This is a genomic window from Polaribacter sp. HA6-7, assembly GCF_055693625.1.
The window spans coordinates 2535637-2547849 of sequence record NZ_CM146338.1; the positions used below are offsets into that span (position 1 = coordinate 2535637).

The 12213-nt window shown below is 28.5% G+C and carries 15 protein-coding genes and 1 pseudogene; 15 read left to right on the forward strand and 1 reads right to left on the reverse strand.

Going from position 1 to position 12213, the window contains the following annotated elements; genetic code table 11:
• Positions 1 to 44 precede the first annotated feature (44 nt).
• The 12 genes from ACZ1HD_RS14250 (at position 45) to ACZ1HD_RS14305 (ending at position 8820) form a co-directional block, all read left to right on the forward strand.
• A complete protein-coding gene (locus ACZ1HD_RS14250; RefSeq protein ID WP_472687780.1) occupies positions 45 to 437 on the forward strand; it encodes a transposase in 393 nt (130 codons plus the stop codon).
• Between the two features lie 14 nt (positions 438 to 451).
• A complete protein-coding gene (locus ACZ1HD_RS14255) occupies positions 452 to 1300 on the forward strand; it encodes an IS3 family transposase (RefSeq protein WP_472689365.1) in 849 nt (282 codons plus the stop codon).
• Positions 1301 to 1440: 140 nt separating this feature from the next.
• On the forward strand, positions 1441 to 2016 hold the full coding sequence (locus ACZ1HD_RS14260; protein ID WP_472687829.1) for a helix-turn-helix domain-containing protein: 576 nt from the start codon (positions 1441 to 1443) through the stop codon (positions 2014 to 2016).
• Between the two features lie 200 nt (positions 2017 to 2216).
• The gene (locus tag ACZ1HD_RS14265) at positions 2217 to 2579 is read left to right on the forward strand and encodes a hypothetical protein (RefSeq protein ID WP_472687830.1); all 363 of its coding nucleotides are present in this window, start codon (positions 2217 to 2219) and stop codon (positions 2577 to 2579) included.
• Between the two features lie 179 nt (positions 2580 to 2758).
• Complete coding sequence (locus ACZ1HD_RS14270; RefSeq protein WP_472687831.1) at positions 2759 to 3268, forward strand: hypothetical protein; 510 nt, start codon at positions 2759 to 2761, stop codon at positions 3266 to 3268.
• Positions 3269 to 3449: 181 nt separating this feature from the next.
• Entirely contained in the window at positions 3450 to 4331 is an 882-nt protein-coding gene (locus ACZ1HD_RS14275; protein ID WP_036827682.1) for a DUF4238 domain-containing protein, read from the forward strand.
• 172 nt (positions 4332 to 4503) lie between these two features.
• Positions 4504 to 5097 (forward strand): hypothetical protein, encoded by a 594-nt coding sequence (locus ACZ1HD_RS14280; RefSeq protein ID WP_472687832.1) that lies wholly within the window; start codon positions 4504 to 4506, stop codon positions 5095 to 5097.
• A gap of 187 nt (positions 5098 to 5284) precedes the next feature.
• On the forward strand, positions 5285 to 5710 hold the full coding sequence (locus ACZ1HD_RS14285; protein ID WP_472687833.1) for a hypothetical protein: 426 nt from the start codon (positions 5285 to 5287) through the stop codon (positions 5708 to 5710).
• A gap of 228 nt (positions 5711 to 5938) precedes the next feature.
• Positions 5939 to 6676 (forward strand): barstar family protein, encoded by a 738-nt coding sequence (locus ACZ1HD_RS14290; RefSeq protein WP_472687834.1) that lies wholly within the window; start codon positions 5939 to 5941, stop codon positions 6674 to 6676.
• A 122-nt stretch (positions 6677 to 6798) separates the two neighbouring features.
• Positions 6799 to 7413 carry a hypothetical protein gene (locus tag ACZ1HD_RS14295; protein WP_340932522.1) on the forward strand — a complete coding sequence of 205 codons (615 nt, stop codon included), beginning with the start codon at positions 6799 to 6801 and terminating at the stop codon, positions 7411 to 7413.
• A 351-nt stretch (positions 7414 to 7764) separates the two neighbouring features.
• The gene (locus tag ACZ1HD_RS14300) at positions 7765 to 8106 is read left to right on the forward strand and encodes a hypothetical protein (RefSeq protein ID WP_472687835.1); all 342 of its coding nucleotides are present in this window, start codon (positions 7765 to 7767) and stop codon (positions 8104 to 8106) included.
• Positions 8107 to 8256: 150 nt separating this feature from the next.
• A complete protein-coding gene (locus ACZ1HD_RS14305; RefSeq protein WP_472687836.1) occupies positions 8257 to 8820 on the forward strand; it encodes a hypothetical protein in 564 nt (187 codons plus the stop codon).
• A gap of 73 nt (positions 8821 to 8893) precedes the next feature.
• On the opposite strand, the pseudogene ACZ1HD_RS14310 reads toward ACZ1HD_RS14305, so the two are convergent.
• A pseudogene (locus ACZ1HD_RS14310) lies at positions 8894 to 9861 on the reverse strand (IS110 family RNA-guided transposase).
• A gap of 418 nt (positions 9862 to 10279) precedes the next feature.
• On the opposite strand from ACZ1HD_RS14310, the gene ACZ1HD_RS14315 reads away from it, so the two are divergent.
• The 3 genes from ACZ1HD_RS14315 to ACZ1HD_RS14325 all read left to right on the forward strand — a co-directional run bounded on the left by ACZ1HD_RS14315 (position 10280) and on the right by ACZ1HD_RS14325 (position 12127).
• Positions 10280 to 10507, forward strand: a complete 228-nt coding sequence (locus ACZ1HD_RS14315; protein ID WP_472687837.1) for a hypothetical protein — start codon at positions 10280 to 10282, stop codon at positions 10505 to 10507.
• Between the two features lie 406 nt (positions 10508 to 10913).
• Positions 10914 to 11447, forward strand: coding sequence for an acyltransferase family protein (locus ACZ1HD_RS14320; protein WP_472687838.1), 534 nt, complete (start codon positions 10914 to 10916; stop codon positions 11445 to 11447).
• Complete coding sequence (locus ACZ1HD_RS14325; protein WP_472687839.1) at positions 11369 to 12127, forward strand: acyltransferase family protein; 759 nt, start codon at positions 11369 to 11371, stop codon at positions 12125 to 12127. Before ACZ1HD_RS14320 ends, ACZ1HD_RS14325 begins: the two co-directional genes overlap by 79 nt.
• Positions 12128 to 12213: the final 86 nt, after the last annotated feature.

A 12213-nucleotide genomic window follows, 5' to 3' on the forward strand; every position in this document is an offset into this window, starting at 1 on the left:
TCCTGAAATAGGTTGACTAAAAATTAAACAACTTTAGTTAAACTATGAGCACAAAAACAAAACAACCCTGCCGAAAAAAGAACTACAATAAAGTCGGTTTCGAACTCAAATTATTCATCATTGACCAAATTCATAATGGACGGATTTCTGTAAATTATGCAGCTAAAAAATACGATATTTCTAGAGCAACTATTCAGTACTGGATAAAAAAATATAGTACCTTAGATCAAAAGAAATTAGGTATGAGTAAACAAGACGAAATTAAAAAACTCAAAGAAAAAATTGAGGAACTGGAATTTGTAAAAGACTTCCAACAAGATATAATTGCAGACATGGAAATCATTACTGGAGTCGATATGTCAAAAAAGTCATTGCCCAAAACATTAGCAGAAGAGATTCAGAAAAAGAAACAAAACCGTTTAAAAGAAAATGGTTAACTCAATGTTTTGGGATTACTAAACAAGCTTTTTATAAACGCTTAAAATCATACAAAATAAAGCAAAACAACGAACGTATTTTAATCCAATTAGTTAAAAAATGTCGTGACAAAATTGGACAGAAATTAGGCGCTAAAAAACTATATCATGAATTGAAAAACGACATCAAAAAACAAGGAATTAAAATAGGGAGAGATAAGTTTTACACATTCTTAAGAAACCATAAACTATTGATCTCTAGAACTAAAAACTATCATACAACCACTAATTCTAATCATCATTTTTATAAATACAAAAACCTAATTACTAATAAAACCCCTACAAGAGCTGAACAACTTTGGGTAACAGACATAACCTATATTAAAACTCAAAAAGGACATAGTTATTTGGCTTTAGTTACAGATGCCTATTCTAAACAAATAATGGGATATAAACTAGATTCACATATGAAAACATCTCTTTGTATAGATGCTTTAAAAATGGCGCTTAAAAACCGTAAATACCCAAATCAAAAATTAATACATCACTCAGATAGAGGCTTACAATATTGCAATCCAACTTACGCTGGTTTTGCTGAATCAAATGGATTAAAAATGAGTATGACTGAAAAACATGACCCTTATGAAAATGCTATTGCGGAAAGAATTAATAGAACTTTAAAATATGAATATGGTTTGAAAACAATAATAAAAAACACTAAATTAGCACAAAAGATTACTAAAAGAGCCGTTTATATTTACAACAACCTAAGACCACATCTAAGTCTCGATTTATACACTCCTAAACATGTGCATATAAATCAAAATATTGAATATAAATCGTATCGAAAAAATAAAAATAATCTGGAATTATTAACCTTTTAAACATCAAAAAAAGGTCAACCTATTTCAGGACAATACAAACTTCGGACATTTAAACGACAAACACTAATGTCATAAAAATGTCAAAGTAAAACCGTTATCAAACCTTCTATGATTTTATAACTTTGAGAAAAACCATTTATATGAAAAATTCTATAGGAAATAAAATTCTTGAACTTCGAAAATCAAAAGGACTAACTCAAGAAGAATTAGCTGAATTATCAAAAGTCAACTTAAGAACAATTCAGAGAATTGAAAATAATGAAAATGAACCAAGAGGAAACACATTGAATTTAATTTGTGATGTACTTGAATTTAATAGTAGTTATTTCACAAATAAAATTGACCAAAATAATGGTAAACCCATCGGCTCTATAATCGTTAATGCAGTATTTCTTGTTCTGTTGAATTTGCTTTTGATGTCAGTAATCGGATTCTTGACTTTAGACTCAAATGCAAATATGAATAGTCGAATTGGAGCTTTTTTATTAAGTTTTTTTATACCATTCTTTATTCTGCTATTTACACAGAAAATGAACGGACTTGAGAGAATGTTGAAATTTGGAACAGGCTTTTTAGCTTATATTATTATGTTAATGGTGGTTCAGGGATTTCGAGAAGGGTTTCGCGCTGGATTTGGAACAGGTTTATTCCTTTGTTTAATAATTGCTGTAGGTGTTTTATTTTACGGAAAAGCGATATTGAAATTAATAAAATAAAACGTTGCACAACACCGTATAAACTTTATTGCTGTTTTTGGCTCACTTGGGAAATTCCTTCGGAATTTCGCCGTTCGTGTTTTATTTATTAAATTCACTTCTTAAACCACGCAACAAAGCTTATACAACAACGTTGTAAGTAATTTGGGGAAAACGTAACAAAAAGTGAAAATAATATACAAAAAGAAAAAAATAAAACAATGAAAAAAATAATTTTAATTCTATTCGGAATTTTAGCATTAAGTTGCTCAAAAGAATCAGAAACAAAATATTCGACGGACTCTGAAAAAGTATTCTTAATAATTACGGAAAATACTACCAAAATTGAATTAACCAAAATCGCATCTGAATTTAAAGCTGAAAAGAATATAAACGTTGACTTTTCAAAAACCGAATTTACCGAAAGCGGAAAAATCAAAAAATTAAATTTAGAAGTAGATTGTAATGATGGTTTTAAAGGAATCGCAACAAGTTCAGGAGTAATTTTGAAAGCTAAAAATTCCGGTTTTTCACGAGATTATTCTGAAAACTCTAAAGTTCCGTTTGTAATTGGAGCAATGTAATTTGAATAAAAACTACTTACAACAACGTGTATAATTAATTGCTGCGTTTAGCTCACTTGGAAAATCCTTCGGATTTTCACCGTTCGTGATTTATTTAGTAGATTAGTTGCTTAATAACGCAACTAATCATCACACAAACACGTTGGCAACAAGCTGAAAAACGAACTCAACGAAAAAAAATGAACTCAAGAACAATCGAGAAAAATATTGGAAAACCGACAAAAATCGATTGGAAAAAACCGAAAGCAATTGGAAGTTCATCATTTTATCTAAAGTCTTTTAAAGCAAAAAATAATTCGACGGAATTTATAAAAGAAAACTCTAAATGTAGTTTTGAAAAATATTCAGGAGGAATTCTTTTAAGGTCAAACTTGTCTAATAAAACAAGTGCGTTTACAATAAAAGAATCGGAAATCGAATACATAAAATTAATACGTGGAAAAGAAAGCGTTGAACCTCTGACTTTATCACCAATGTGGATTATGTTGAAATTAGGAGTTTCTAAATTAATTGCGAGATATTTTAGAATTGTGCTAGGAGAATATTCAATAGAAGAAATGAAATTAAAAATCGAGACCGAAAATCAAACTATGGAATTCACGCAAAACGGTTATATATTTGAAAGACAATTGAGTTTCTTTAAAAACCTGAACTACGGAGAAAAATTAATAATTGAAATGAACGAATAAAATAAAAATCGGAACGAAAAAAAGAAAGCCTGTTGCCAACAACATATATAATTTATTGCTGGCTAATTGCTTACTTACGAAAATCCTCGCGGATTTTCTTGGTCTGTAATTATTTACTAAATTAGCTGCTTAAACCACGCAACAAACCATATATAAAGACGTTGGCTGTAATACAAAAAAAGTGACTTTATCCAAAAGACATCATTATTTACCTGAATTTTATATAAAAGGCTTTGTCGGAATTGACGGTAAAGTTTCTGTGTATAATAAAAATAAAGGTAAAATTGAAAATGGTAGAAAAAGTCCCAAACAAATCTTTTTTGAATGGAACAGAAACACATTTGAATTACAAGGAAAGAAAACTGATTTTGTCGAAGGTTTACATAGATTTGGAGAGAATCAATTTGCACCAACTTATAAAAAACTAATTAAAAACCTTGACGGAATTGCACTTACTGCTTATGATGTATTTCAATTAATGTTATTTATTTCAACAATTTATAGAAGAATACCTTCTCAAGATGAAAGTGCAATCGAATATATTAAAAACTTAAAACAAGAAAACTCATTTTTTGGTATTAGGAATAAAAATACAGGAGAAAATGCTCCAATAGAAATGTTTGAAAGAATAATTAATGAACCATCATTTATGGAAAGTTCAAAAATTATGAGGTCAATGGAAGATTATTTTAAAGTTAATAGAGTAGAAACTGCAAAAAACTGGAAATTATCATATTCGCCTAAAAATAGTCCACAACTACACCTTCTTTCCGATAATCCATTAATTATAGAAGGAAACTCAAAAAATGAATTACTTAATAGAATCTCAATATTTCCTCTTTCAAAAGGCACAACAGTATATAATACTTGTAATAAAATTGTAAATAAAGTTAGTCCTGAAAGTACAATTTATGTGGATATACTAACTTTCATACAAGCCGAAAATTTAGTTTGTGGTCCAGATAAAGAATATTTAAAAATCATTTCAGAATTTGCAAAAGAATATGATACAGAAAGAAAAATTGAGTTATTGAAATGGAAAGTATTTGAAATTTTCGAATAAAGTACTACAGCCAACAACATATATAATTTATTGCTGGTTTATTGCTTACTTACGAAAATCCTCGCGGATTTTCTTTGTCAGTAATTATTTACTAAATTAGTTGCTTAAACCACGCAACAAACCATATACAAACACATTGGCTGTAATTAAAAATCGAAATCAAAATTAACATATGAAATTTAAACAACATTTATTTACAATTCTATTTCTGACAATCTCAACAATCGGAATTGCTCAAGATTATAAAAATGAATTAAAGAAGGAATTTAACGATTATTTGAGCACAATTGTGAATATGGAATTCGAAAAATCTATGGAATATATAGTACCTGAGTTTTTTGAAATTATTCCAAAATCGCAAATGATAAAAGTTATGAAAATGACATTTAGCAATCCAAGTATGGAATTTGAAATCAAAAACCCGAAAATTTTGAAAGTAAAAGACAAAAAGGAAATTGAGTCTAAATACTATTCACTTTTAACTTATTCAAATCAAATGAATATGAAAATAAAAGGAGAAGAGGGAGAAACAAAAGACGAAAAAACAGCGAGAATAAATTTAACTAAATTATCATTAGAAAGTACTTTTGGTTCTGAAAATGTTGTTTATAATGAAAAAACAGATTTTTTTGAAATTCAATCTCAAAAAGATGTTTACGGAATTTCTGAAAATGGAGAAAAAAACTGGAAATTTTTAGTAATTGAAAAGAAACAGAAAATGATTTTGGAAAAGTTATTACCAAAAGAATTGAGTGAAAAAATATAAAAAACTACAGCCAACACCGTACAAAATTAATTGCTTGCTTTTTGCTCATTTACGAAAATCCTCGCGGATTTTCTTTGTCAGTTAATATTTATTAACTTTATTGCTAAACCACGCAACTAACCTTGTACAAACACGTTAGCTGTCATTTATGAGCAACACCGAAAACAGATACTATTGTGACGATTCATTGAAATATGGAGAAGAAGAAAAGTGGCAATATTTACTTGATTATGCTCTTGAAAAGGCTGAATTTGTTGAATTCAATGTACTTTATACAAATCAAGAAATTACACTTGAAATTGAATCTCTTTCTGAATTTTTAGTAGAAAAAAACAAAAGGGGTGAAAAAATTTACTCTAATGGAAATTATTTTGTCAGATATAAATTATCAGATGAATTAAAGGAATTTATCAAATCAAAAAAATACGGAGATTGGAATGGTTATAATTATGAAGATATGAGTTTTGTGAAAAATGGAAAAGAATTTTTTGCAACAAATACTCACGAAAATCTTATAATTATAGAAATGAATAAAAATTTGAAAGAAAAATTAACTGAAAAAAAGTTTAACTTTTGGTGTGATTGGGGAAAAAATCCAGCAAAATCGGAATAAAACTAAACCGAATTAAAAAACGTCAGCTAACACCGTGTAAAAAAAATTGCTTAATTTTAGCTTAATCAAAGTTAGTCGCATTTTTGTAAACTTCTATTTTCCTTCGGAAAATAGCCGTTCACTTTAAACGCAACTTTCCATAACACAAACACGTTACCAACAATTAGAATGACCAACATAAATCCGAATAGAATCAAGTTTTATCAATTCCTAAACGATGACATTTCATTGGAATTATTTGAAAGTTGGATTTATAAAAACAAAGTGCTTGAAAATATAATTCAAGAAGACGATTATAATGATTTATTAGCTTTTAATTTTAAAAGTAGAGAGACCAAGAATTTTATAAAATCGATTGTTAAGAAACATTTTGACTGGAAAGAATATGAAAAATGGAGAACAATTGAATTACTTAAAAAGATTAAATCCGGTAAAATTGAAATTGTTTTGGCAACTCGAAAATTAAGAGAATTATATCTTGAACAAGAAGAAAAAATTAAAAGACCATTTCTGACAATTGGTCTTGCAATTGGTTATGAAAGCGTACTTGATAATTGTCCAATAGAAACTGAATATAATCAATGGAATTCTGACGCTTTGAAAAAACAACTTGAACCTGTCGAATGGTATCAAAACCGAATTTTAGAAGACGTTGAACAAGAACTAAACGAATTACTAAACCCCGAAATAAAAATTATTGACCTTGGAAAAATTGTGAGTATTAAAGATTTTCACGACACTTTTTCGGAAAGACTTTACTTCCCTGAATTTTATGGAAATAATTGGGATGCTTTTTGGGATTCGATAATTGGAATCGTTGAAATGCCAAAAAAATTGACCTTAACGAATTGGGGAAAATTCGAAAAAACATTTAAAAAAGATTCGAAAATTTTGAAAGAAATTATAAAGGATTATAACAATCAAAATACTGAAAATAAAAAAATAACTGTTGGTAACACCGTATAAAATTAATTGCTGGTTTTAGCCAATTTACGAAAGTCCTCGCGGACTTTCTATCTGTGATTTATTTGCTAACTTTAGTGCTTAAAACACGCAACTAATCTTATACAACAACGTTGTACAAAATTATGAAAAAGCTACTTCTGATAATTTTCCTAATTCCGATTTTAATTATTGCTCAAGAAAAAAAGGATGCTGAAGCACAAAATAATTGGTATAAGAAGGCTGAAATGGAATTAAATGAACGTCAAATAAATAGAGCTTTTTCTTCTTACAGGTTTGCATATGAATTGCTTCCTGAAAGTAAAACAGGAAAAAAATCTTTGAAATTATCTGACTCTTTAAAATCTACTTTAAGGAAAAAGTTAATTAGAAATATAGAAGGAAATTGGAAAATAAAGATATTAAGTAAAATAAAAAGTGAGAAAGATAAAAAACACTATGAAAAACTTGGAAAATTTTTACGTATAACTAAAGATTCTATTTTTTATTACACAAGTAAACAAAATTTAAAAGCAAACGATCCTAATATCAGTTTGAAAATAAAATTTTGTGAATTAATGAATTATTTCCCAAGTTATTCTGACTTTTTACATTCAAATAATGAAATTTGGAATTATAATATTGATTCTACAAAAAGCAATTTAACAATTCTAAATTATGGAAAAATAGATAATGGTGGAGAAAGTAGAACTGGAAATATTAGTCATCCTTCTGGATATACATACAATCGAATAAAATAAAAAAACTTTGTACAACACCGTGTATAATTAATTGCTGCTTTTAGCTCACTTGGAAAATCCTTCGGATTTTCGCCGTTCGTGATTTATTTAGTAGATTAGTTGCTTAAACGCGCAACTAATCATAACACAAACACGTTGGCATTAATATGAGAAAATCGCTAAAAAAAGAGCTTTTAGTTTTTGAAAAAAATTAAGTTTTTTAAACTGAATGTCGCTATAAGCTGGATTTGAACGAAAATTTTTAGTGTTGTTTAAGTGAGAAATTATTTCATCTCTTTTGTTAATTGAATTTGAGTTTTTTTGAACATAATATAGATTTTAAAAATGAATAATAATATTAAAGATTACGTAGTGAATTGGCTGAAAGAATATGATGACATAACTATGAATGGACTTCAGAGTCACGAAGAATTTAAAGAAATTTCATCTGGAAACTTCTCTTGGACGGTTTCAGGAAAAAATGGAGAAGAAACGAACATTGTAATGATGAATGATATTTCAAGAAAATGTATTGATAGTTTCATAGATTTAATAGATAATGATATTATTAAAATAAAACCGACAACTTTATTTATTGCAATGATTGACGGAAATGTATTTAAAGTTCCTGTAGCAAAAAGTATTAGGAATTATAAAACACCACGTTGGATTCCTATGCTGATTGAAAAAGGTAAAAACTTTAAAAAATACTAATGCCAACACCATATATAATTTATTGCTGGCTTTTTGTTTACTTTCGAAAATCCTCGCGGATTTTCTTGGTTAGTTTTTATTTATTAAATTCATTGCTTAACCACGCAACAAACCATATATAAACACGTTGGGCACAAGCTGAAAAACAGAATGGCGAAAAAAATCGGACTTTTAATTTTAATAATTTTTCTATCGATAATTTTCGCTTCGATTTACGGATTTTTACACAACCAAATTTCCTACTCAATCTCAACTGAATATTTTACAGAATTTAAATTTGAACAATTTTGGTCAGTTAAATATACTCTTGACTTTCCTCGTATGAGTGCAGGATTAATCGGAATTGCCTCAACTTGGTGGTTTGGACTTTTAATAGGACTGATAATTGGAATCGTTGGACTTTTTCAACCGACTGCTAAAATTATGTGGAAAAGCTCTTTCGGAGCAATAATTCGGATTTTGGGAATCGCAATCGGAATTGGAATCGCGGGAATTTTGGTTGGTCAGTTTTTAATCTCAAACTTAAATGCTAATTGGAATCTTCCAGCGGAATTGAATGACCGAAAAAGTTTTTTGACTGCTGGAACAATGCATAATTTTAGCTATCTTGGTGGAGTAATCGGACTGATATACGGAATAATATATCAACTAAAAATAAAAAAAGCCAATGCCCAACAAAGAACTGAGCTAAAAAACAACTATTTTCTTCGTTAAATCTATTCAATATTATTTTAGACTCAAAATGCTTTTACTTGGTATTTTGAGCTTTATTTTTTTTTAAACTTATTTATTTAGACAATACAGAAACATAAGTTTCATCATATGCTAATCCAGATTTGGCAATTGCAAAACTCTGTTTTAACAACTTATTAGAAACCGCAATTAAAGCTAATTTCTTACTCTTACCTTTGTTTACAATTCGCTCATAAATTTCTCTACAACCTTTATTATGCTTACAAGCTGTAAATGAACACAAAAACAAAAGATTGCGTAGCTTTCTATTACCCACCTTACTAATTCTTGCTCTACCCCTCACACTACTTCGAGACTCTCTTATTGTTGGTGTGATTCCTACATAACTACAAAGTTGAGCCGCTGTTTCAAACTTTTCAAAACCACCTGTCACAACGATTAAAAATAATGCTGTCTTTAATCCTATTCCTGGAATACTGGTTAAAAGTGTTAATTGAGCTTGTTGTTCTTGCTTTACTAAAGTAAGTAACTTTTCTTCTATGCCTTTAATCTCTCTTTCTAAATGTTTTTTAACACGAATTAAAGAGCGATAGACCCATTTTGATGGAACCCCTAACACTTCTTCTCCATGAATTTTATTCTTGGTAGCTGTTCGTTTTTTTATTAAACTATCTAACCACCTAAAGAGCTGTAAACATTCACTTTGAACATCTGTAAGAGCATTGTATAATGGAACTTCATTTATCATTCCATAATCACAAATTGCTTTGGCATCACTTTTATCTGTTTTAACTTTTGCCAATTTCATTTGAATAAAACGCTTTATTGATAATGGATTTACAACAGAGACAATAACACTTTGCTTGTATAAAAATTGAGCTAACCTGTAATGATAATAACCTGTGGCTTCCATAATTACTAATGAGTTTTTAGGAAGATTTTTTAGAAAAAATTAAATCCGGAGGCATCATTTTTAAATTGATTATGACCACTTGTACTTCCATAAACATCAAACACATCTTTGCTAATGTCAACTCCAAAAATTTCCTTATATTTATTCATAAGAACTGATTTATGAAAGAATAACCTACCATGACTCACAACAACTTGAAAACGAGATCTAGGTCTCACAGAACTGAACGTGGTTTATAGTAGAAAAGAGAGAGGATTACCAATGTTGTCGAAGTCGAAAGCTTCACCGTATATATTAACCTTAATTCTCTCTTTTATTCTTTCTGATTAGATATCAAATTTATTAAAAGACAAACTTAAGCCGTATATAATTTATTGCTAGTACAAGCCTACTTACGAAAATCCTCGCGGATTTTCTATTCGGTTTTTATTTGCTAAATTAGGTGCTTAAACCACGCAACAAACCATATACAAACACGTTGCAAGTAATAGCGGAAATCACTCAAACTAAAAAAATGTGATTTAAAATTCTAATTTTAGAAAGCGGAAAAAAGCAGATTAAAAAAATATGAAAAACATAATTTACATTTTATTTTTAATAGTTGGAATTTCTACTTATGGTCAAAATACTTCCTTCGAAGATAAATATAAAGTAGAATTTAAATTTGTTCAAGAAGAGACTAAGGAACTTTTACCAGGATCAATAATTGAAATATTTTCTGGAAATGAGAGAATTGATGTCGGAATTTCAGACTTTTCCGAAATCAATACTTCTATCTTAAAAAAAGGAAAATAAAGCATAATAAAATTAGTATAATAGTTTACGGAATTAAATGTAAAGTACATAAGCAAAAACTCATTTTAAAGAATAATTTGAAAAAAACTATTTTCCTAAAATATGGAGAAACTGAATATGTTAATCGTAAAGATTTAGGAAAGTTTATTAAAAAATTGAATTTCCCAGAACCTGAACCTTTTTTGTGTGGAACAATAGATTGAAAAAACTAAAACTTGCAACAACGTGTATAAAAAATTGTTTACTTTTAGCTTAATCAAAAGTTAGTCTGTATTTGCAAACTTCAATTTTTCCTGCGGAAAATTTGCCGTTCACAAACACACAACTTTTCATAACACAAAGACGTTGGCAACAAGCTGAAAAAAACATCAGAACTTTCAACGAAACACAAAAATATAATTAATAATTGAAACAAATAAAGAATAAAACTGAACGAATACACTCATTGGATTCTTTGCGTGCGATAATGATGCTTTTAGGATTAGTTTTGCATTCTGCGTTAACCTACAACGTGACAAATCACGGAAATGCTTGGGAAATAAAAGACCCTGAATCGAATTATATTTTGACTGACTTTATTGTGCTTTTAATTCACTCATTCAGAATGCCTATTTTCTTTCTTGTTGCAGGCTTTTTTGGCTCTATGTTATTTTATGAAAGAGGTGTTATACAAATGTTCAAAAATCGGATATCGAGAATAGTTTTTCCTTTTATTGTTTTTCTATTTATACTATCACCAATAATATATTTTTCTTTCAGTTATACTATTGCTGTCTTTGAAAATCAAGAAAATCCATTCGTAAATTCTACACAATTATTTTCAAACATCTTTGTTTTTATACCTAAAGGAACTTCTCATTTGTGGTTTTTATATTATCTGATATATGTAACTTTAATTACGTCTTTACTTGGTTTGTTATTAAAAAATCAAAAAAAATAAGCAACAAAATAACTAACATCTTTAATTGGATAATTAAAAGGTCAATTACACGTTTAGCATTCTTTTCAAGTTTCACATTTTTAATATTGACCTATTTGGAAACTTCAATGGTGAATGCCTCAACCTCCTTAATACCTGACTTAAATACATTTGTATTTTACTTTTTCTTTTATATCGTAGGCTGGATACTATTTAAATCAAAAGGTCTATTGAATAGTTTTATGAAATATGATTGGCAATTCGTAGCCTTTGCAGTTTTTCTAATAATTACTCAAGGCTTACTAATTCAATATTCTGGAATGGAGTTAAAACCAAATTCGAATTCTGCAATTTTGATTTCATTCAATTCGATAATAGTTTGGTTATTCATTTTTGGAATAACTGGATTATTTATTCGATATGGTAGTAAACACTCGAAAAGAATGCGCTACATTTCTGATTCTTCATATTGGGTTTATTTAATTCACTTACCATTAACCGCAATCATTCCAGCATTTATTTGGGAATTTCCACTACCAGCTTTAGTTAAATTTATAATCGTACTTTCCTTAACCACTTTAATTTGTTTTGCGACTTATCATTATTTAGTGAGGAATACTTTTATTGGAAAATTTCTAAATGGAAAAAAATATCCGAAAAAGATAAAAGAAACGCCTGTTGCCAACAAAGAACTGAGCTAAAAAACAACTATTTTCTTCGTTAAATCTATTCAATATTATTTTAGACTCAAAATGCTTTTACTTGGTATTTTGAGCTTTATTTTTTT